This window comes from Pseudomonas citronellolis (assembly GCF_900112375.1).
Lineage (GTDB): Bacteria > Pseudomonadota > Gammaproteobacteria > Pseudomonadales > Pseudomonadaceae > Pseudomonas > Pseudomonas citronellolis.
The window spans coordinates 1-21,265 of the sequence record NZ_FOLS01000005.1; the positions used below are offsets into that span (position 1 = coordinate 1).

The window sequence follows — 21,265 nt, forward strand, 5'->3', positions numbered from 1 at the left end:
CTCATGCAAGGCCAGGACAGCGTGCTCCAGGTCCTCGCTGCTACGGCGGGGGCAACTCAAGGGACGCCGGGACTTATCCAGCAATCCCGGTTCGCCTTGCTCTCGGTAGCGTCGAAGCCACTTGTAGGCTGTTTTCGGACTGATCTCGAAGCGCCGGCACAGCTCCCGCACGTTGGCATCAGGCTGTTCTGCCAGGAGAACGAACTCATATCGACTGGACACAGGTGTGCACTCCTTCCACGGCATCGCTCGATCTCCCGATACGGCAATTCCGTGATCCTAAATGCGTTACCTATGTCTCCCGACACCTGTTACCCATGTCTCCCGGCAGAACACAAGCTCAACCCATCCTACGAAAAGCGCTTCGGCGCAGCGGGCATAAAAAAGCCCCGCGATCAGCAGCGTGCGTCGCGGGGCCAAGTGGCCGGAGAGTGGCCAGGGAGGAACCTGTCAGGCCCGGGGTTGCCAGCCGCCGCCGAGGGCCTTGTAGATGGCGACTATGCCGCGGTACACGTCGACCTCGGCCAGGGCCTGGGCGTCTTCGGCGGCCAGCTGTTCGCGTTCGGCGTCCAGCAGGTTGAGGAAGTCCAGGGTGCCTTCGCGGTACTGCACGCCGGCCAGTTCGGCGGCCTTGCGGCTGGCCTCGGACTGGCGCACCAGTACCAGCATGCGCTGCTGGCGCTTGCCGTAGTCGCTGAAGGCGTTGGAGGACTCTTCCAGGGCCAGCAGCACCTGCTGCTCGTAGCTGGCGAGCGCGGCGTCGGCGTCGGCCTTGGAGGCGCGCAGGCGGGCGCGCACGCTGCCCAGGTCGAAGGCGGCCCAGCTGATGGTCGGCGCCACGCCCCAGGCGCGGGCGGCGCCTGAACCTATCTGCGAGCCGCGCCCGGCGGTGTAGCCGAGGAAGCCGCCGAGGCTCACCCGCGGGAACAGGTCGGCGGTGGCCACGCCGACATCCGCCGTGGCTGCGGCCAGCCGGCGTTCGGCGGCGGCGACGTCGGCGCGGCGGCGCAGCAGGTCGCCCGGGTCGCCGATCGGCAGGGCCTTGGCGATGGCCGGCAGCTGCTTGGGCGAGAGGTCCACCGTCATCTGGTCCGGGCGCTGGCCGAGGAGGGTGGCGATGCGGTTGCGCTGGCGCACTTCCTCGGCCTGCAGTTGCGGCAGGGTGGCTTCGGTGGCGGCCAGGCGCGCTTCGGCGCGCTGCACGTCCAGTTCGTTGCCCACGCCGTTGTCGCGTAGCTGGATGGTCAGGTCGCGGGATTCGCGCTGGTTCTTCAGGTTGTCGCGGGCGATACCTTCCCTCAACTGCGCGCCGCGCAGTTGCCCGTAGGCGTCGGCCAGCTCGGCGACCAGGCTGACCTGCAATTGCTGCAGGTCGGCCTGGGCGGCCTGGCTCTGGGCGTCGGCCGATTCCAGTTCGCGGCGCACGCGGCCGAACAGGTCGACTTCCCAGATCATGTCCAGGCCCAGGTCGTAGCGCTCCTGGTTGACGCGGTCCTCGGTCTGCCCGGGCACCTGGCCCTTGCCGATTTCCGAAGAGACGCGGCTGGTCACGGTGGGGAAGCGGTCGTTGGAGACGTCGTCGCGGATCGCCCGCGAGGCCAGCACGCGGTCGTAGGCCACGCGCAGCTCACGGTTTTCCTGCAGGGTCTGGTCGACCAACTGGCTCAGCAGCGGGTCGTCGAACTGTTTCCACCAGGCGTCTTCGAAGCGGCTGCGGTCGAAGGCTGCCGCGCCGGTTTCGAGCTTGGCCGGCGCGGTGTCCGGCTGCTGGTAGTCGGGGCCGACCATGCAGGCGCTGAGGCTCAGGGCCAGCAGCGCCGGGGCGAAGTGTTTCAGGTTCATGCGTGGCTGGCCTCGTGGGTCAGGCGGGCTTGTTTCTTCGCTTCGCGGGCTTCCATGAAGCGGCGGATGAGGACGTAGAACACCGGTGTCAGCAGCAGGCCGAAGAAGGTCACCCCGAGCATCCCGGAGAACACCGCGACGCCCATCGCGTGGCGCATCTCGGCGCCGGCGCCGGTGGACAGCACCAGCGGCACCACGCCCATGATGAAGGCGATGGAGGTCATCAGGATCGGCCGCAGGCGCAGGCGGCAGGCCTCCAGCACGGCGGCGACGCGGTCCATGCCTTCTTCCTGCTTGTCCTTGGCGAACTCGACGATGAGGATGGCGTTCTTGCACGCCAGGCCCACCAGCACGATCAGGCCGATCTGGGTGAAGATGTTGTTGTCGCCGCCAGCGACTATCACCCCGCCGATGGCCGACAGCAGGGTCATCGGCACGATCAGGATCACCGCCAGCGGCAGGCCCCAGCTCTCGTACAGCGCGGCCAGCACCAGGAAGGCCAGGAGCACGCAGAGCGGGAAGACGAAGGCCGCGGTGTTGCCGGCGAGGATCTGCTGGTAGGTCAGGTCGGTCCACTCGTAGGTCATGCCGTTGGGCAGTTCCTGCTTGAGCAGTTTCTCCATCGCCGCCTCGGCCTGGCCGGAGCTGTAGCCGGGCGCCGCGGCGCCGTTGATCTCGGCGGTGATGAAGCCGTTGTAGTGCATCACCCGGTCGGGGCCGGCGGTGTCGCTGATCTTGATGAAGGTGGCCAGGGGGACCATTTCACCGAGGTTGTTGCGCACCTTCAGCTGGCCGATCTGTTCCGGGTCCAGGCGGAAGTTCTGGTCGGCCTGGACGTTGACCTGGTAGGTGCGGCCGAAGCGGTTGAAGTCGTTGGCGTACAGCGAGCCCAGGTACACCTGCAGGGTGTCGAAGATGTCGCTGATGGCCACGCCGTGGGTCTTGGCCTTCTCGCGGTCGATGGCGGCGTCCACCTGCGGCACGTTCACCTGGTAGCTGGTGAACACCGACATGGGGTTCAGTTCGGGCAGCGCGCGGGCCTTGGCGAGGATGTTCTGGGTCTGCGTGTAGAGCTCCTCGTAGCCCAGGCTGCCGCGGTCCTCGACCTGCACGCGGAAGCCGCCGATGGTCCCCAGCCCCTGTACCGGCGGCGGCGGGAAAATGGCGATGTAGGCGTCCTGGATGTCGGCGAACTGCTTGTTCAGCTCGGCGGCGATCTCGCCGGCGGACATGCCCGGGCCCTTGCGCTGGTCGAAGTCCTTCAGCGGGGTGAAGACGATGCCGCTGTTGGGGCTGTTGGTGAAGCCGTTGATCGACAGGCCCGGGAAGGACACGGTGTGCTCGATGCCCGGGTGCTTGCCGGCGATTTCCGACATGCGCTTGATCACCGCCTCGGTGCGGTCGAGGGTGGCCGCGTCGGGCAGTTGGGCGAAGGCCACCAGGTACTGCTTGTCCTGCTGCGGCACGAAGCCGGTCGGGGTGCTGGAGAAGCCCAGATAGGTGAGGGCGATCAGCCCGGCGTAGATGAACAGGGCGATGGAACTGCCGCGCAGCACGCGGGTGACGGTGCCGACGTAGCCATGGCTGGCGCGGTCGAAGAAGCGGTTGAACGGGCGGAACAGCCAACTGCCCAGCAGCTTGTCGAGGATCAGCGAGAAACGGTCCTTGGGCTCGTGGTGGCCCTTGAGCAGCACGGCGGCCAGCGCCGGCGACAGGGTCAGCGAGTTGAACGCCGAGATCACCGTGGAGATCGCGATGGTCAGCGCGAACTGCCGGTAGAACTGCCCGGTGAGGCCGGAGATGAACGCGGTCGGCACGAACACCGCGCACAGCACCAGGGCGGTGGCGATGATCGGCCCGGTCACTTCCTTCATGGCGCGCTTGGTGGCCTCGATGGGCGTCAACCCGAGGCCGATGTTCCGTTCGACGTTCTCCACCACCACGATGGCGTCGTCGACCACGATGCCGATGGCCAGCACCAGGCCGAACAGCGACAGCGCGTTGAGCGAGAAGCCGAAGGCGTGCATCACCGCGAAGGTGCCGATCAGCGACACCGGCACGGCGGCCAGCGGGATGATCGAGGCGCGCCAGGTCTGCAGGAACAGCACCACCACCAGCACCACCAGCACCAGGGCTTCGAACAGGGTGTGCACCACCGCTTCGATGGAGCCGCGGACGAAGATGGTCGGGTCATAGACGATGGAGTAGTCCACGCCCTGGGGGAAGGCCTTCTTCAGCTCGGCCATCTTCGCCCGCACCTCGTTGGAGATGGCGATGGCGTTGGAGCCGGGGCGCTGGAAGATCGGGATGGCCACCGCCGGCTGGTTGTCCAGCAGCGAGCGCAGGGCGTACTGGCTGGAGCCCAGCTCGATGCGGGCGATGTCCTTCAGGCGGGTGATCTCGCCGTCGGGGCCGCTGCGGATGATGATGTTCTCGAACTCCTCCTCGCTGACCAGGCGGCCCTGGGTGTTGATCGACAGCTGGAAGCTGGTGGCGCTGGGCGCGGGCGGCGCGCCGAGGGCGCCGGCGGCGACCTGGCGGTTCTGCTCGCGGATGGCGTTGACCACGTCGGTGGCGGTCAGGTTGCGCGAGGCCACCTTGTTCGGGTCCAGCCACACGCGCAGCGAGTAGTCGCCCATGCCGAACAGCTGCACGTCGCCCACGCCGTCCAGGCGCGCCAGCTCGTCCTTGATGTTGAGGATGGCGTAGTTGGACAGGTAGAGCATGTCGTAGCGGTTGTCCGGCGAGGTCAGGTGCACGACCATGGTCAGGTCGGGCGAGGCCTTGTCGACGGTGATGCCGATGTGGGTGACCTCCTCGGGCAGCTTCGGCTCGGTCCGCGTCACGCGGTTCTGCACCTGCACCTGGGCGTTGTCCAGGTCGGTGCCCAGGGCGAAGGTGATGGTCAGCGTCATCTTGCCGTCGGCGGTGGACTGCGAGGACATGTAGAGCATGTTCTCGACGCCGGTGATGGCCTGCTCCAGGGGCGCGGCGACGGTCTCGCCGATCACCTTGGGGTTGGCGCCGGGGAAGGTGGCGCGCACCACCACGGTGGGCGGCACCACTTCGGGGTATTCGCTGATCGGCAACTGGAACAGCGAGATGGCCCCGCCGATCAGGATGATCAGCGAGAGCACGGCGGCGAAGATCGGCCGCTGCACGAAGAATTGCGAGAAGTTCATGGTTCGTTCCTGGCGCGCGGGGCGCTAAACCCTGGGCAAAAGGTCACCCGCGGCCCTGGGTGGGGCCAGGGCCGGGTACTGCGTTGTCGATGTGCCCCGCTCAGGGGCGGGTCGTCGTCAGATGCGGCTGGGCTTGCCCGGCGACTGCTCGGCGACCTTCGGCGGCTCGCTGTCTTCCACCGCCTGGCGCGAGCGGGCGAGGGCGGCGAGGGTGTCCGGGCTGGCCATGGGCACGCCCTGGGCATCCACCTCGGCGCCGGGGCGCACGCGCTGCAGGCCGTTGACCACGATGCGGTCGCCCTTGGCCAGGCCGCTGCGGACGATGCGCAGGCCTTCCAGCTTCGGCCCCAGCTCGATGGTGCGGTAGGCCACCTTCCTGTCGGCGCCGACCACCAGCACGAACTTCTTGCCAAGGTCGGTGCCGACCGCTTCGTCCTTGATCAGCGCGGCGTCGTAGGTGCCGGAGCCGACCAGCTTGATGCGTGCGTAGAGGCCGGGGGTGTACAGGCCGTCCTTGTTGTCGAACACCGCGCGGCCGCGGATGGTGCCGGTCTTGGGGTTGACCTGGTTGTCGAGGAAGTCCAGGCGGCCCAGGTGCGGGAAGCCGTCCTCGCCGGTCAGGCCGAGGTACACCGGGGTGCTGCCGCGGGCGTCCGGGCCGCCGGCGCGGGCCATGGCCACGTACTTCAGGTAGACGCGTTCGTCGGCGTCGAAGTAGGCGTAGACCTTGTCGGTGGAGACCAGGGTGGTGAGCAGGCTCTGCCCGGAGTTGACCAGGTTGCCGGCGGTGACTTCGGCGCGCGAGACGCGGCCGTCGATGGGCGCGGTGATCTGGGTGAAGGACAGGTTCAGCCGGGCGTTGTCCAGTTCGGCCTGGGTCGCCGCGACCTGGGCGCGGGCTTCGGTGGCGGCGGCGCTGCGGGCGTCGGCCAGTTCGGCGGAGATGGCGTTGGTGGCGCGCAGGCGGTCGCCACGAGCGGCTTCGTTGGCGGTGCGCACCTGGTTGGCGCGGGCCTGTGCCAGCTGGGCTTCCAGGCGGTGGACCTCGGCCTGGAACGGGCGCGGGTCGATCTGGAACAGCAGGTCGCCTTTCTTCACCAGGGCGCCTTCGCGGAAGGTCACCTTGTCGATGTAGCCGGAGACGCGCGGGCGCAGCTCGACGGATTCGGGCGCCTCCAGGCGGCCGGTGAACTCGTCCCACTCGTTGACCGGCTGTTCGATGACCTCGGCGACGCTGACCTTGGGCGCGGGCATGTTCTGCGCGGCTTCCTGGGGCTTGCCGCAGGCGCTGAGCACCAGGACGGCGGCCAGTGCCAGGGGGATACGCAAGGGTTTGAGTGAACGCTCCATGGGGAAGACTCCGGCATTTTTTCTGTAATGGGCGGAGTCTGCGTTCCAGGCGTCTAAGTCGCTAATCGAACGGGAGCATTCTTATTATCACGGCCAGTGATAAACCCTGTTGCATTATCCGTATCAATCGATGGGGGATTTTCTGCTACCGGGTGGTGGGCTTTTGGCGGGCCGTTTGCGTACATGGATTCAGGGAGTCTTCAGGTTCCGCTTTACGCCGAACGGTCCCCTCTCCCGCTTGCGGGGGAGGGTTAGGGAGGGGGAGCGGAGTAGAGGTTCGGCAGCGGAGTGTCGGCGAAGTCCGCAACCCTCACCCCAGCCCTCTCCCAGAGGGAGAGGGGGCCGTTCGGCGCGGGCGGTGAATCCGGAGTCATCCTGATATGCCGGAGGCGTTATGCGCCTCACGCTACAGGAGAGACGCCATCGTAGGATGGGTTGAGCGAAGCGATACCCATCGCCATGACCGAGCAATAGCGGCGCGGGATCACGCCTTGGCCAGGCGGGCGCGGGCCACGCGCGAGCCGTTTTCCTTGCCGAGCACCGCGCAGATGCGCTGGCCGGCGGCGATCAGGGCGTCGAGGTCGATGCCGGTGTGGATGCCCAGGCCGTTTAGCAGGTAGAGCACATCCTCGGTCGCCACGTTGCCGGTGGCGCCCTTGGCGTAGGGGCAGCCGCCGAGGCCGGCGACCGAGCTGTCGAACACCGCGATGCCTTCCAGCAGGCTGGCGTAGATATTGGCCAGGGCCTGGCCGTAGGTGTCGTGGAAGTGCCCGGCCAGGCGTTCGCGCGGCACGCGGGCGCCGACCGTTTCGAACATGGCGCGGGTGGCGCCGGCGGTGCCGACGCCGATGGTGTCGCCCAGGGAGACTTCATAGCAGCCCATGGCGTCCAGCTCGGCGGCCACGGCGGCGACCTGCTGCACGTCCACCTCGCCCTGGTAGGGGCAGCCGAGCACGCAGGACACGTAGCCGCGCACGCGGATGCCGTGCTCGCGGGTGGCGTCCATCACCGGCACGAAGCGTTCCAGGCTCTCCTTGATCGAGCAGTTGATGTTCTTCTGCGAGAAGGCCTCGGAGGCGGCGGCGAATACCGCCACTTCCTTCACCCCGGCCTCCAGCGCGGCCTCGAAGCCCTTGAGGTTGGGCGCCAGGGCGGCGTAGGTGACGCCGGGTTTCTGCTGGATGCCGGCGAAGACTTCGGCGGAGCCGGCCATCTGCGGCACCCACTTGGGCGAAACGAAGCTGCCGACCTCGACGTAGGAAAGGCCGGCGGCGCTCAGGTCGTCCACCAGGCGCACCTTGTCGGCGACGCTGATGGGCTGTTTCTCGTTCTGCAGGCCGTCGCGCGGGCCGACTTCGACCAGGCGGACGTGGTGGGGCAGGGGCATGCTGGGTCCTCGTTGTGTTCTGTGGGGAACTGTCCTGCGCAGCGGCGGCGGGCGGAGCGTAGGGCGTATAACCGTTCGCGGTTATACGCCGCTACACCGATCTCATGCCCGGCTTCCCGGTCGAACTGGAAGGCTCTGGAACAAACGCTCCGTGACCAAATCCGCATCGCGCCGGGAGCCAAGGCCAAACGGCGTATAACGCGGAGCGTTATACGCCCTACGCAAGGGTCAGGCTTCTTCCAACTCCACCAGCGCCGTACCCTCGGCCACCAGTTCGCCTTCGCTGCAATACAGCGATTTCACCACGCCGGCGTGCGGCGCGCGAATGCTGTGTTCCATCTTCATGGCTTCCAGCACCACCAGGGCGGCGCCGGCTTCCACCGCCTGGCCGGGCTGGACCAGGATGCGCACGATGCTGCCGTTCATCGGCGCGCCCAGGCCGCCGTGGTGGGCGTGGGCGGCCTCGGCTTCGGCGATGGCGTCGTAGCGGCGCACCTGCACCAACTCGCCCTGCCACTCCAGATACAGGCTGTCGCCCTGGCGCAGGGCCAGGTGGCGGCGCAGGCCGTCGAGGTCCACTTCCAGCCATTCGCCCTTGAGCGTCGCGCCGCGCACGCCATTGGCATGGCGCAGGCGCACCACCTGGGATTCGCCCTTGGCCAGCAGGTGCAGGTCGGTTTCCCCCGGCAGGCCGCTGCGCCAGCCGTCGCGGGCGCTCCATGGGGAGTGGGCGTCGTCGTTGCGCACGCGCTCGGCTTCGCTTTGCGCCCAGGCCTCGCCGGCCAGTTGCCAGAACTGCGCCGGCAGTTCGCCGGGCGCCGGCAGCAGCTGTTCCTGGTGGCGGGCGATGAAGCCGGTGTCCAGTTCGGCGGCGGCGAAGGCCGGGTGGGCCAGCACGCGGCGCAGGAACGCCAGGTTGGTCTTGAAGCCGCCCACGGCGGTTTCGCTCAGCATCGACAGCAGGCGCTGGCGGGCTTCCTCGCGGTTCTCGCCCCAGGCGATCAGCTTGGCCAGCATGGGGTCGTAGAACGGCGAGATGTCGTCGCCCTCGCGGATGCCGCTGTCCACCCGGCGGCCGGGGCCGGCCGGCGGTTCGCGGTACAGCGCCAGGTGGCCGCTGGCGGGCAGGAAGCCGCCTTCCGGGTCCTCGGCGTAGAGGCGCACTTCGATGGCGTGACCGTTCAGCGGCACCTGCTCCTGGCTGATCGGCAGCGGTTCGCCACGGGCCACGCGGATCTGCCAGGCCACCAGGTCGAGGCCGGTGATGGCCTCGGTGACCGGGTGTTCCACCTGCAGGCGGGTGTTCATTTCCATGAAGAAGAACTGGCCGCTGCCCTCGTCGTAGAGGAACTCCACGGTGCCGGCGCCGACATAGCCGATGGCCTGGGCGGCGCGCACGGCGGCCTCGCCCATGCCGCGGCGCAGTTCCACCGAGAGGCCGGGGGCGGGGGCTTCCTCGACCACCTTCTGGTGGCGGCGCTGGATCGAGCAGTCGCGCTCGTTGAGGTACAGGCAGTTGCCGTGCTGGTCGGCGAACACCTGGATTTCCACGTGGCGCGGCTTGGTCAGGTATTTCTCCACCAGCATGCGCGAGTCGCCGAAGCCGGACTGGGCCTCGCGCTGGGCGGATTCCAGGGCCTCGGCCAGTTCGCTTTCGCGCTCCACCACCTTCATGCCCTTGCCGCCACCGCCGGCGGCGGCCTTGAGCAGCACCGGGTAGCCGATGCGCGCGGCTTCGCGCTGGAAGGTCGGGTAGTCCTGGGCCTCGCCGTGGTAGCCGGGCACCAGGGGCACGCCGGCGTCTTCCATCAGCGCCTTGGCCGCGGACTTGCTGCCCATGGCGTCGATGGCGCTGGCCGGCGGGCCGAGGAACACCAGCCCGGCCTCTTCGCAGGCGCGGGCGAAGCCGGCGTTCTCCGAGAGGAAGCCGTAGCCGGGGTGGATGGCCTGGGCGCCGGCGGCCTTGGCTGCGGCCAGCACGGCGTCGGCGCGCAGGTAGGATTCGGCCGGCTTGGCGCCGCCCAGGTCGATGGCGATGTCCGCCTCTTCGACGTGGCGGGCGTGGCGGTCGGTGGCGCTGTGCACGGCCACGGTGGTCAGGCCCAGGGCCTTGGCGGTGCGCATCACCCGGCAGGCGATCTCGCCGCGGTTGGCCACCAGTAGGGTCGTGATGGTCATGGGCGGGGCTCCTGGTGCGAATGGGTGGATGGGGTGGCGATGGGTTTCGCTGCGCTCAACGCCATCCTACGGGGGCGATGATTCATCAGTTGCCTCCCTGCCAGGCCGGCTTGCGCTTTTCGAGGAAGGCGTGCAGGCCCTCTTGCCCTTCGGGGCTGATGCGGATGCGGGCGATGGCGGCCTCGGTGTAGCGGCGAAGGTTGGGGCTCAATTCTCCGCTGCCGATCTCCTGGAACAGCGCCTTGCAGGCCACCAGGGCGGCCGGACTGTTGTTCAGCAGGTTGGCGACCCAGGCCTCGACCTTCTCCTCCAGTTCATCGGCGGCGTAGCACTCGTCCAGCAGGCCCAGTTCGCGGGCGCGGGCACCGTCGAAGCGCTCGGCGGTGAGGGCGTAGCGGGTGGCCGCGCGCTGGCCGATGGCCTTGGTCACGAAGGGCCCGATGGTCGCCGGGATCAGCCCGATGCGCACTTCCGACAGGCAGAACTGCGCCTGCTCGCTGCCCAGGGCCATGTCGCAGCAGGCCACCAGGCCCACGCCGCCGCCGAAGGCCGCGCCCTGGACCACGGCCAGGGTCGGTTTCTTCAGCAGGTGCAGGTTGTTCAGCAGCTCGGCCAGTTGCTGGGCGTCGGCGAGGTTGCCCTGGTAGTCGAGCTGCACCGCCTCCTGCATCCAGGCCAGGTCGGCGCCGCCGCAGAAATGCCTGCCGCGGCCGCGCAGCACCAGCAGGCGCACTTCGGCGTCGTCGGCCACCTGGTCCAGCGCTCGGATCAGCTCGGCGATGGTCTGGGCGTTGAAGGCGTTGTTCTTGTCCGGGCGGTTCAGCCATAGGGTGGCGACGCCGCGCGGTTCTTTTTCCAGCTGGATGTTCTGAAAGTCGGTCATAGAGCTACCTTCGGTCGCTAGCGGCAAGCTGTAAGCCTCAAGCTGCAAGGAGTGGCGCTTGCAGCTTGAGGCTTGGTGCTTGCGGCTTCGAGTCACATGCGGAAGATGCCGAAGCGGGTCGGCTCGATGGGCGCGTTGAGCGAGGCGGACAGGGCCAGGGCGAGCACTTCGCGGGTCTGCGCCGGGTCGATCACGCCGTCGTCCCACAGCCGCGCGCTGGAGTAGTAGGGGTGCCCCTGGCGCTCGTACTGGGCGAGGATCGGCGCCTTGATCTTCGCCTCATCCTCGGCGCTCAGCGTATTGCCGGCGCGCTCGGCCTGCTCGCGCTTGACCTGGGCCAGCACGCCCGCGGCCTGCTCGCCGCCCATCACGCCGATCCGCGCGTTGGGCCACATCCACAGGAAGCGCGGGTCGTAGGCGCGGCCGCACATGCCGTAGTTGCCGGCGCCGAAGCTGCCGCCGATGATCACGGTGAACTTCGGCACCTGAGCGCAGGCCACCGCGGTGACCAGCTTGGCGCCGTGCTTGGCGATGCCGCCGGCCTCGTACTTCTGGCCGACCATGAAGCCGGTGATGTTCTGCAGGAACAGCAGCGGGATGCCGCGCTGGCAAGCCAGTTCGATGAAGTGCGCGCCTTTCTGCGCGGCCTCGGCGAAGAGGATGCCGTTGTTCGCCAGGATGGCGATGGGGTAGCCGTGCAGGTGGGCGAAGCCGCACACCAGGGTGGTACCGAACAGCGCCTTGAACTCGTCGAATTCGCTGCCGTCGACCAGGCGGGCGATGATCTCGCGCACGTCGAACGGCTGCTTGCTGTCCACCGGAATGACGCCGTACAGCTCCTCGGCCGGGTACAGCGGCGCGCGCGGGGCCAGCGTGTTGAGCTTGCCGCGCTTGGTCCAGTTGAGGTTGGCGATGCAGCGGCGGGCGATGGCCAGGGCGTGCTCGTCGTCCTCGGCATAGTGGTCGGACACGCCGGAAGTCTTGCAGTGCACGTCGGCGCCGCCCAGGTCCTCGGCGCTGACCACCTCGCCGGTGGCGGCCTTCACCAGCGGCGGGCCGGCGAGGAAGATGGTGGCCTGCTCGCGGACCATGATGGTCTCATCGCTCATCGCCGGCACGTAGGCGCCGCCGGCGGTGCACGAGCCCATCACCACGGCGATCTGCGGGATGCCCTGGGCGCTCATGTTGGCCTGGTTGAAGAAGATCCGCCCGAAGTGCTCGCGGTCGGGGAACACCTCGTCCTGGCGCGGCAGGTTGGCGCCGCCGGAGTCCACCAGGTAGATGCACGGCAGGCGGTTCTGCTGGGCGATGGCCTGGGCGCGCAGGTGCTTCTTCACGGTCAGCGGGTAGTAGCTGCCGCCCTTCACCGTGGCGTCGTTGCCGACGATCATGCATTCCACGCCTTCCACGCGGCCGATGCCGGCGACCACGCCGGCGGCGGCCACGTCCTCGCCGTACACCTCATGGGCGGCGAGGGCGGAAACTTCGAGGAACGGCGAGCCGGCGTCGAGCAGGCGGTTGATGCGTTCGCGCACCAGCAGCTTGCCGCGCGCGCTGTGCTTGGCCTGGGCGGCGGCGCCGCCGCCTTCGTGGACGCGGCCGAGCAGGGCGCGCAGGTCCTGGACGCTCTCCAACATGGTCGCGGCGTTGGCGGCGTATTCGGGGGAGCGCGGGTTGATCTGGGTATGCAGTAGGGCCATGAAAACCTCGAGAAGAGCGCTGTAGGCTGGAGGCTGGACGAGGACTGGAGCGGCTTTTTCGTCCAGCCTTCAGCCTCCAGCGGCTTTTATCGTTATTTGGTTTCGTTGAAGAGCTCGCGGCCGATCAGCATGCGGCGGATCTCGCTGGTGCCGGCGCCGATCTCGTAGAGCTTGGCGTCGCGCAGCAGGCGGCCGGTGGGGAACTCGTTGATGTAGCCGTTGCCGCCGAGGATCTGGATGGCGTCCAGGGCCATTTGCGTCGCGCGCTCGGCGGTGTAGAGGATCACCCCGGCGGCGTCCTTGCGGGTGGTCTCGCCGCGGTCGCAGGCCTGGGCCACGGCGTACAGGTAGGCGCGGCTGGCGTTGAGCTGGGTGTACATGTCGGCGACCTTGCCCTGGATCAGCTGGAATTCGCCGATGCTCTGGCCGAACTGCTTGCGGTCGTGGATGTAGGGGACGATCACGTCCATGCAGGCCTGCATGATGCCGATCGGGCCGCCGGCAAGGACCACGCGCTCGTAGTCCAGGCCGCTCATCAGCACCTTCACGCCGCCGTTGACCGCGCCCAGCACGTTCTCTTCCGGCACTTCCACGTCATCGAAGAACAGCTCGCAGGTGTTCGAGCCGCGCATGCCCAGCTTGTCGAACTTGTTGCCGCGGCTGAAGCCCTTCCAGTCGCGCTCGACGATGAACGCGGTGATGCCGTGCGCGCCCTTCTCCGGCTCGGTCTTGGCGTAGATCACGTAGGTGTTGGCGTCCGGGCCGTTGGTGATCCAGGTCTTGCTGCCGTTGAGCACGAAGCGGTCGCCGCGCTTGTCGGCGCGCAGCTTCATGGAGACCACGTCGGAACCGGCGTTGGGCTCGCTCATGGCCAGGGCGCCGACGTGCTCGCCGCTGATCAGCTTGGGCAGGTACCTGGCCTTCTGCTCGGCATTGCCGTTGCGCTTGATCTGGTTGACGCACAGGTTGGAGTGCGCGCCGTAGGACAGGCCGACCGAGGCCGAGCCGCGGCTGATCTCCTCGATGGCGATGACGTGGGCCAGGTAGCCCATGTTGGCGCCGCCGTATTCCTCCGCGACGGTGATACCGAGCAGGCCCATGTCGCCGAACTTCTTCCACATGTCCATGGGGAACAGGTTGTCGGCGTCGATCTGCGCGGCGCGCGGAGCCAGTTCGCTGGCGACGAAGCCCTGCACCTGCTCGCGGAGCATGTCGATGGTTTCGCCGAGGCCGAAGTTGAGGGACGGGTAGCTCATGGTTGCACCTGCTTTCTTGTACTTGGATAAGGGTAGGGCGCGCTCAGGCGCGCTGTTTCTTCTCGGTCTCGGCCAGGGCCGCCAGGCAGCGCTCCTCGGCCGTGTCCAGTTCCAGCTTCATCTGCTCGATGTCGAGCAGCTGCTGCTCCAGCTGCGCGCGGCGCGCGGCGATCTTGCCCATGAAGGTATCGAGCTGCTTGCGGTTGCCGCTGCTGGGGTCGTAGAGGTCGATCAGTTCCTTGCACTCGGCCAGCGAGAAGCCGATGCGCTTGCCGCGCAGGATCAGCTTCAGCGCCACCAGGTCCTTGGGGCTGTAGACGCGTTCCTGGCCGCGGCGCTCGGGGCTGAGCATGCCTTGCTCCTCGTAGAAGCGGATGGCGCGGGTGGTGACGTCCAGTTCGCGGGCCAGGTCGGAAATGCTGTAGGTGGTCGGCATCGGGCTTGCTCGTTCGTTTACCTTTACGTTAACGTAAACCTGCGTCGAGGGGCTGTCAATCACTTCGCCGCCGACCGGCTGGCCCGCTAATTGCGTGCGTTGCCGGGCAACCGGGAGTCCTCTTTACTGAAGGGGAGGACGGGTGTAGACAGTCCCTGACCAGCCTGACGTCCCGCGCGGCAACGCATCGCGCGGGCAAGCGGAGCCGAGATCGACATGACAAGAACAATAGGCAGCGACCTGCTGCGCGAGGCCCACCGGGCCCGCGAACGCCTGCAGCGCGAGGGCGAGCTACCCGCCGGCGTGCTGCGCGAGGAAATCGACGCCTCCTGGCGGCGCAGCCTGGGCCATGGCCTGGACTGCGGCAGCGGCAACGACCAGGAGCTGGACAACCGCGCCGGCATCGAGCTGCTGCTGGAGAACAACCGCCTGCTGCTCGACGCCGCCACTCCCGAGCTGGACTTCCTGCGCCAGCGCCAGGGCCACGACGCCCTGGTGATCCTGGCCAACGCCGACGCCACCATCGTCTCGGTGGCCGGCGCCCACGAGCGCCTGCGCCGCATCGGCCTGGAAGACATCACCCCGGGCGCCTGCTGGAGCGAGGCCGCGCGCGGCACCAACGCCCTGGGCACCGCCCTGGTGGAAGGCCGCGCCACCCAGATCGACTGCGGCGAGCACTACCTGGAGCGGCTCAGCCGCTTCTCCTGCACCTCCGTGCCCATCAACTGCCCCCGGGGCAATCTGCTCGGGGTGCTCGACCTGACCCGCGAAGGCCCCCTGGCCGGCCCGGTGGAAAGCCTCAGCCTGCTCAACCGCGCCGCGGTGCAGATCGAGGAGCGGCTGTTCGCCGCCAGCTTCCCGGGGCAGGTGGTGCTGTCTTTCCACAGCCGCCGCCAGTACCTGGATTCGCCCTGGCAGGGCCTGCTGGCGCTGAGCCTGGAGGGCCGCATCCTGGCCCTCAGCACGCCGGCCTGCCAGTTGCTCGGCGCGCCGCGCGAAACGCTGATCGGGCGCCGTTGCGAAGACCTGCTGGGCGCCAGGGGCGAGCAACTGCTCGCGCGCCTGCAGTCCGGCGCCCTGGGCAGCCTGCAGACGGCCAAGGGCGAGTTCTTCTACAAGGTGCTGCAGGCGCCGCTGCGCGCCAGCGCGGTGTCGGTGCCGGCGCGCCAGCCGCAGCGCCCGGCCCCGGCCGCGCCGGACCTGGAAGCCCTGGCCGGCGGCAACCCGCGCTACGCCCGCGCTTTGCGCATGGCCCGCCAGGGCCTGCTGAACGAACTGCCGGTGCTGCTGCTGGGTGAGACCGGCAGCGGCAAGGAAGTGGTGGCGCGCGCCCTGCACCAGAGCAGTGCGCGCTCCGGCAAGCCGTTCATCGCGGTGAACTGCGCGGCCATCCCCGAAGGGCTGATCGAGTCCGAACTGTTCGGCTACCGCGAGGGCGCCTTCACCGGCTCGCGCCGCGGCGGCATGGTCGGCCGCCTGCAGCAGGCCCACGGCGGCACCCTGTTCCTCGACGAGATCGGCGACATGCCCCTGGCCCTGCAGGCCCGCCTGCTGCGCGTGCTGCAGGAGCGCAAGGTGGCGCCGCTGGGCGCGGGCGAGGAGCAGGACATCGACGTAGCGCTGATCTGCGCCACCCACCGCGACCTCAAGCGCCAGGTGGAAGAGAAGCACTTCCGCGAAGACCTCTACTACCGCGTCAACGGCATCAGCGTGCGCCTGCCGGCCCTGCGCGAGCGCGACGACCTCGGCCAACTGGCCCAGGGCCTACTGGCCAAGCTGGGCGCGCCCGAGGCGCGGCTGGACGACGAACTCTTCGCGCTGCTGGCCGACTACCACTGGCCGGGCAACATCCGCCAGCTGGAAATGGTGCTGCGCACCGCCCTGGCCATGCGCGAGCAGGGCGAAAACACCCTGGGCCTGGAGCACCTGCCGGACAGCACCCTGGAAGAACTCGCCGCCGGCGAGCGGCAGCCCTGCGGGCGCATCCGCGAGACCGAGATGGAGCTGATCCGCCAGGCCCTGGACCGCCACCAGGGCAACGTCTCGGCGGCCGCCGACGCCCTGGGCATCAGCCGCGCCACCCTGTACCGCAAGCTCAAGCAACTGAAGGGTGGCTGATGTTCTTCACCCGCCTGATCGACAGCGACGACCCCAAGGCCCTCAAGGACGCGCTGCACTGGCTGTACGGCTTCGTCCGCCCGCAGCGCCTGGCCATCCTCGGCCTGCTTGGCCTGGCCTTGTGCGCCTCGCTGCTGGCCCTGGCGCAACCCTGGCTGACCAAGCTGCTGATCGACGACGGCCTGCTGGCCCGCGACTTCCCCCTGCTGGCGCTGCTGGCCGGGGTGATGATCGTGGTCGGGCTGGTCGGCACCGTGCTGTCGGGGCTCAACCGCTACCTGCACACGCGGCTGTCCGGGCGCATCCTGTTCGCCCTGCGCGATGCGCTGTACCGCCACCTGCAAAGCCTGTCGCCGACCTTCTTCGCCCGCCGCCGCATCGGCGACCTGATGTCGCGGCTGGATGGCGACGTCGCCGAAATCCAGCGCTTCGCGGTGGACTCGCTGTTCTCCGCGGTGTCCGCCGTGATCGGCCTGGTCGGCTCGCTGGCGTTGCTGCTGACGCTCAGTTGGCAGCTGTCGCTGCTGGTTGCCGTGCTCATTCCGCTGGACGTGCTCTGGCTGCGCTGGATGCGCAAGAAGGTCGAGCGCGAGGCGCGCCAGTTGCGCGAACGTTCGGCCGACCTGTCGTCGTTCTTCGTCGAGACCCTGCCGGCGATGAAGTTCATCCAGTCCGCCGGCCAGCAGGGCCGCGAGGCGCAACGCCTGGAGGGGCTGGGCCAGGGCTACCTGGGCCAGCTGCTGCGCTTGCAGCTGACCGAATTCTTCACCCAGGCGCTGCCGGGGACGCTGATGTCGCTGTCGCGCGCCTGCGCCTTCCTGGTCGGCGGCTACTGGGTAGTGCAGGGCACCTGGCAACTGGGCTCGCTGATCGCCTTCTCCACCTACCTGGGCATGGCCATCGGCCCGGTGCAGAGCCTGCTGGGCCTGTACGTGGCGCTGCAACGCATGACCGTCAGCCTGGGCCGGGTGATGGAACTGCGCGGCGAGGCGCCGGGCGTGGCGTCGCCGGCGCAGCCCAGGCCGATGCCGAACGTCGGCGAACTGCGCCTGCAAGGCGTGAGCTTCAACCACGCCGGCCGCAGCCAGCCCTTGCTGGACCAGGTGGACGCCTGCATCCCGGCCGGGCGCAAGGTGGCCCTGAGCGGGCCCTCGGGCGTCGGCAAATCCACCCTGACCGACCTGCTGCAACGCTTCTACGACCCCGACCAGGGCCGCATCCTGCTGGACGGCGTGGACCTGCGCGAGCTGGACCTGTTCGAGCTGCGCCGGCGCATCGCCGTGGTCAGCCAGGAGCTGGTGCTGTTCCGCGGCAGCCTGGCGGACAACCTGTCGTACAGCGCGCCCCACGTCAGCCGTGAAGAAATCGAAAGGGTGGCGACCCTGGCCCAGTTGGACGGCCTGATAGCCAGCCTGCCCGAAGGCCTCGACAGCCCCCTGGGCGAGCGTGGCCAGCAATTGTCCGGCGGGCAGAAGCAGCGTATCGCCATCGCCCGCGCGCTGCTGCAGGACCCGCTGGTGCTGATCCTCGACGAAGCCACCTCGCAGGTGGACGAAAGCACCGAGCGCGAGGTGATAGCCGCCATCGACCGACTGTTCGCCGGACGCACGCGCATCCTCGTCAGCCACCGTCCCTCGACATTGGCCGAGGCCGACCTGCGCCTGGAGTTGCAGGACGGCCGGCTGAGTGTGCGCGAGGCGCCGCTGGTGGCCGTGGGAGGGCAGGGTGGCTGAGGTGCGGGTGGGAGTAGTCGACAGCGGCCATGCCGTGGAGCAGGCGGGTTGCGTGGTGGCCGGGCAGCGTTTCTGTCTGGCCGATGAGGGAGTGGAGCGACTGCCATTGGCGGCTGATGTTTTGGGTCATGGCTCGGCGGTGATCCAGGCGGTGCTTGCCCGGGCGCCGCAAGCGCGCTTCAGCGTGGCCCAGGTGTTCGATGGGCGTGGCGTGACCAGCCCGTTGCAGATCGCGGCTGCGTTGCAGTGGTTGGGCGGGCAGGGTGTGCGTGTGGTCAACCTGAGCCTGGGTGTGCGCCAGGATCGGCCGCTGCTGCGTGAGGCGGTGGCGGAACTGGTGGCGGCTGGGGTGCTGGTCTGTGCGTCCAGCCCGGCGCGGGGCGAGCCGGTGTTTCCGGCGGCCTATCCGGGGGTGGTGCGGGTGACTGGGGATGCGCGGTGTGGCGAGGGGGAGTGGTCGTGGCTGGGGAGTGCGCAGGCGGATTTCGGGGCGGCTGTGCGGGTTGGGGGGCAGGCGGGGGCGAGTCTTGGTTGCGCGGCGTTTTGTGGGCATCTGGTTGCTTTGCTGGGGGAGCGGCCGGGGGTGTCGAATTCGGAGTTGTTGGCGTTGATGCGGGAGGGGGCTGCTTACAAGGGGATCGAGCGGAAGGTGAGTTTATGAGTGGGGTTGGGGTTCCTTTCCCTCTCCCCAGCCCTCTCCCTGAAGGGAGAGGGGGCCGTTCGGTGTGGCTGGAAGTTCCGAGTCTTCCTGATATTCCGCGACTGCCGGCTGCATACCTAACTTCGCCACCGCTCCGTACAGTCCAGAGGGTTAGGGAGAGGGGGCGGACGCATCATCGGCACCATGTTTTCCCTCACCCTAGCCCTCTCCCAGAGGGAGAGGGGACCGTTCGGCGTTGCCGGATAGTACGGTTTCTTCCTGGCGTCACAGGAAGAGCGCCATGCCTTGCCACTGCTGAGGACAGCTCCCTCTCCCCCCGGGAGAGGGCTGTTCGGCGTTGCCGGGTAGTGCGGTTTCTTCCAGGCGTCACAGGAAGAACGCCATGCCTTGCTACCGCTGAGGACGGCCCCCTCTCCCCCCGGGAGAGGGCTGTTCGGCGTTGCCGGAGAGTGCGGTTTCTTCCCGGCATCACAGGAAGAACGCCATGCCTTGCCACCACTGAGGACGGCTCCCTCTCCCTCTGGGAGAGGGCTGGGGTGAGGGGGCGGGCCTATCATCGGCACCACAGGCCCAGGCCCGCGATAGGGTTCAAATCTCCATGCCCCCAATCCTGATCCTCGGCGCCGGCCCCGCCGGAGCAGCCACGGCCATCGGCCTCCACCGCCTCGGCCATCCCGTCACCGTCATCAGCGAATGGCGCCGCTTCGCCGCCGTCGAAGGCGTCTCCCAACGCGTCCTCGACGGCCTGCGCCATGCCGGCCTCAACCACGCCCTGGCCTGCACCGCGCCGCCTTCGCAACGCCGGGTGAACTGGAACGGCAGCGAAAGCGCGCAGAACGTCGAATTCATCCTCGACCGCCCGCTGTTCGACCAGGGCCTGCGCCAGGACCTGCACGACGCCGGTATCCAGGTGCTGGAAGACCGCGTGCTCGGCGTGGAATCCGACGCCACGGGCCACCACGTGCGCCTGGAAAGCGGCCAGCACCTGCACACTCCCTTCCTCGTCGAAGCCCGCGGTCGCCAGGCGCCGCTGAACCAGAAGGCCGGCAAGGCCCGTCGCGGCCCGGAAACCCTCAGCCTGCTCAGCCGCTGGCAGGGCGCGCCGGGGCCGGTGGCCAGCGCGGTGCAGAGCCTGGCCGATGGCTGGGCGTGGATGGCGCGGCTGGCCGACGGGCGCTGCTACTGGCAACTGACCCTGGACGTGGCCAGCAGCGCGCTGCCGCCCAAGGAGCAACTACTCGACTACTGCCGCGAACGGCGCCAGCGCTCCGCACTCAGCCAGGCATTCTTCGGCGGCCACCCCGAACAGGACCTGGAACTGCACGCCCGCAGCAGCACGCCGATCCTCTGCCTGGAGGCCTGCGGCGAGAACTGGATTCGCGTGGGCGATGCGGCTATGGCGGTGGACCCGCTGTCCGGCAACGGCATCTTCCAGTCGTTGTCCTCGGCGTTGCAGGCCCCTGCCGTCATCAACACGCTGTTGCGCGCCCCGCAGCGCGCCGAGTTGGCCAAGCGTTTCCACCAGCGCCGGGTGGAGCAGCTGTTCCTGCGCTTCGCCCGCGTCGGCCGCGACTTCTATGCCGAAGAAAGACAATGGGCCGAGCAACCCTTCTGGCAGGCCCGCCGCGCCTGGCCGGACGCGGTGCCCAGCCACGCCTCGGCGGACTTCGAGGCCCTGCGCATCGAGCGCGCCCCGGTGCTGCGCGACGGCCTGGTGGACGAGGCCGAGGTGGTGGTCAGCCCCGACCAGCCCCTGGGCATCTGGCACCTGCAGGGCCTGGAGCTGGCGCCCTGGCTGCGGCGCCTGCGCAGCGAGCCGCAGGAGCAGGTGCTGGCCGCGCTGCCGGAGCAGCAGCGGCGCATCTTCCAGGGCTGGCTGCTGAGCCAGGGCTACCGCCCACGCTGATCAGGCCTTGAACTGCTGCACCAGGCGGTGCTGTTGCTCGGCGCTGTGGTTCAGCTGCTGGCTCAGGTGCGCCGAGCGCTCGGCCTGGTCCGACAGGGCCTGGGTCACGTCGCGGATGGCGCCGATGTTGCGGCCGATCTCCTCGGCCACGCTGCTCTGCTCCTCGGCGGCGCTGGCGATCTGCAGGTTCATGTCGCTGATCAGGTTCACCGCGCCGGTGATGCGCTGCAGCGCGTCTATCGCCTGGCGCGCCTGCTGCACGTTGTCCTGGGCCTGGCGGTAGCTGCTGTGCATGGCGTCGGCCACCGACAGGCTGCGCGCCTGCAGGTTTTCGATCACCCCGCGAATCTCCTCCACCGAATCCTGGGTGCGCCTGGCCAGGCCGCGCACCTCGTCGGCCACCACGGCGAAGCCGCGCCCGGATTCGCCGGCCCGCGCCGCTTCGATGGCGGCGTTCAGCGCCAGCAGGTTGGTCTGTGCGGCGATGCTCTGGATCACCTCCAGGATGGCGCCGATCTGCTCGTTGCTGCTGGCCAGGTTCTGCAGCTCGCCCATGGCCTGGTTCATGTCGCCGGCCAGGGCGTCGATGCCGGCGCTGGTGGCCTCGATGGTGGCGTAGCCCTGCTGGCTGGC

Annotated in this window: 15 protein-coding genes; 4 read left to right on the forward strand and 11 right to left on the reverse strand. The window is 68.8% G+C overall.

What is annotated here, in order from left to right; all coding sequences use genetic code 11:
* The 10 genes from BM060_RS06250 to BM060_RS06295 form a co-directional block, all read right to left on the reverse strand.
* The coding region (locus tag BM060_RS06250) for a helix-turn-helix domain-containing protein (protein WP_177224366.1) at positions 1 to 222 on the reverse strand (222 nt) is incomplete at its 3' end.
* A 228-nt stretch (positions 223 to 450) separates the two neighbouring features.
* Positions 451 to 1,842, reverse strand: a complete 1,392-nt coding sequence (locus BM060_RS06255) for an efflux transporter outer membrane subunit (RefSeq protein ID WP_074978310.1) — start codon at positions 1,840 to 1,842, stop codon at positions 451 to 453.
* Positions 1,839 to 5,024 (reverse strand): efflux RND transporter permease subunit, encoded by a 3,186-nt coding sequence (locus BM060_RS06260; RefSeq protein ID WP_074978312.1) that lies wholly within the window; start codon positions 5,022 to 5,024, stop codon positions 1,839 to 1,841. The genes BM060_RS06255 and BM060_RS06260 overlap by 4 nt, the downstream gene beginning before the upstream one ends.
* A gap of 117 nt (positions 5,025 to 5,141) precedes the next feature.
* Positions 5,142 to 6,374, reverse strand: coding sequence for a multidrug efflux RND transporter periplasmic adaptor subunit MexE (gene mexE / locus BM060_RS06265; RefSeq protein ID WP_074978314.1), 1,233 nt, complete (start codon positions 6,372 to 6,374; stop codon positions 5,142 to 5,144).
* Positions 6,375 to 6,858: 484 nt separating this feature from the next.
* Positions 6,859 to 7,761 carry a hydroxymethylglutaryl-CoA lyase gene (locus BM060_RS06270; protein WP_074978317.1) on the reverse strand — a complete coding sequence of 301 codons (903 nt, stop codon included), beginning with the start codon at positions 7,759 to 7,761 and terminating at the stop codon, positions 6,859 to 6,861.
* A 228-nt stretch (positions 7,762 to 7,989) separates the two neighbouring features.
* Positions 7,990 to 9,939, reverse strand: coding sequence for an acetyl/propionyl/methylcrotonyl-CoA carboxylase subunit alpha (locus BM060_RS06275; RefSeq protein ID WP_074978320.1), 1,950 nt, complete (start codon positions 9,937 to 9,939; stop codon positions 7,990 to 7,992).
* 85 nt (positions 9,940 to 10,024) lie between these two features.
* Entirely contained in the window at positions 10,025 to 10,822 is a 798-nt protein-coding gene (locus BM060_RS06280) for a gamma-carboxygeranoyl-CoA hydratase (protein ID WP_074978322.1), read from the reverse strand.
* 92 nt (positions 10,823 to 10,914) lie between these two features.
* Positions 10,915 to 12,522 (reverse strand): carboxyl transferase domain-containing protein, encoded by a 1,608-nt coding sequence (locus BM060_RS06285; protein WP_074978325.1) that lies wholly within the window; start codon positions 12,520 to 12,522, stop codon positions 10,915 to 10,917.
* 92 nt (positions 12,523 to 12,614) lie between these two features.
* Positions 12,615 to 13,778: an isovaleryl-CoA dehydrogenase gene (locus BM060_RS06290; protein ID WP_074978328.1), complete on the reverse strand. Its 1,164-nt coding sequence runs from the start codon at positions 13,776 to 13,778 to the stop codon at positions 12,615 to 12,617.
* Positions 13,779 to 13,821: 43 nt separating this feature from the next.
* Positions 13,822 to 14,214, reverse strand: a complete 393-nt coding sequence (locus BM060_RS06295) for a MerR family transcriptional regulator (RefSeq protein WP_074978331.1) — start codon at positions 14,212 to 14,214, stop codon at positions 13,822 to 13,824.
* 210 nt (positions 14,215 to 14,424) lie between these two features.
* Between BM060_RS06295 and BM060_RS06300 the strand changes: the two genes are divergently transcribed.
* From BM060_RS06300 to qhpG, 4 genes are all read left to right on the forward strand, one after another.
* Positions 14,425 to 16,332 (forward strand): sigma-54-dependent Fis family transcriptional regulator, encoded by a 1,908-nt coding sequence (locus BM060_RS06300; RefSeq protein WP_074978333.1) that lies wholly within the window; start codon positions 14,425 to 14,427, stop codon positions 16,330 to 16,332.
* Positions 16,332 to 18,065, forward strand: a complete 1,734-nt coding sequence (locus tag BM060_RS06305; RefSeq protein ID WP_074978336.1) for an ABC transporter ATP-binding protein — start codon at positions 16,332 to 16,334, stop codon at positions 18,063 to 18,065. The genes BM060_RS06300 and BM060_RS06305 overlap by 1 nt, the downstream gene beginning before the upstream one ends.
* On the forward strand, positions 18,058 to 18,726 hold the full coding sequence (qhpE, locus tag BM060_RS06310) for a subtilisin-like serine protease QhpE (RefSeq protein ID WP_074978724.1): 669 nt from the start codon (positions 18,058 to 18,060) through the stop codon (positions 18,724 to 18,726). The genes BM060_RS06305 and qhpE overlap by 8 nt, the downstream gene beginning before the upstream one ends.
* Positions 18,727 to 19,324: 598 nt before the next feature.
* Entirely contained in the window at positions 19,325 to 20,632 is a 1,308-nt protein-coding gene (gene qhpG / locus BM060_RS06315) for a flavin-dependent monooxygenase QhpG (RefSeq protein ID WP_074978339.1), read from the forward strand.
* Here the strand turns inward: qhpG and BM060_RS33660 are convergent, their stop codons facing one another.
* Positions 20,633 to 21,187 (reverse strand): methyl-accepting chemotaxis protein, encoded by a 555-nt coding sequence (locus BM060_RS33660; RefSeq protein ID WP_370686617.1) that lies wholly within the window; start codon positions 21,185 to 21,187, stop codon positions 20,633 to 20,635. It abuts the gene before it with no gap.
* Between the last annotated feature and the right edge of the window lie 78 nt (positions 21,188 to 21,265).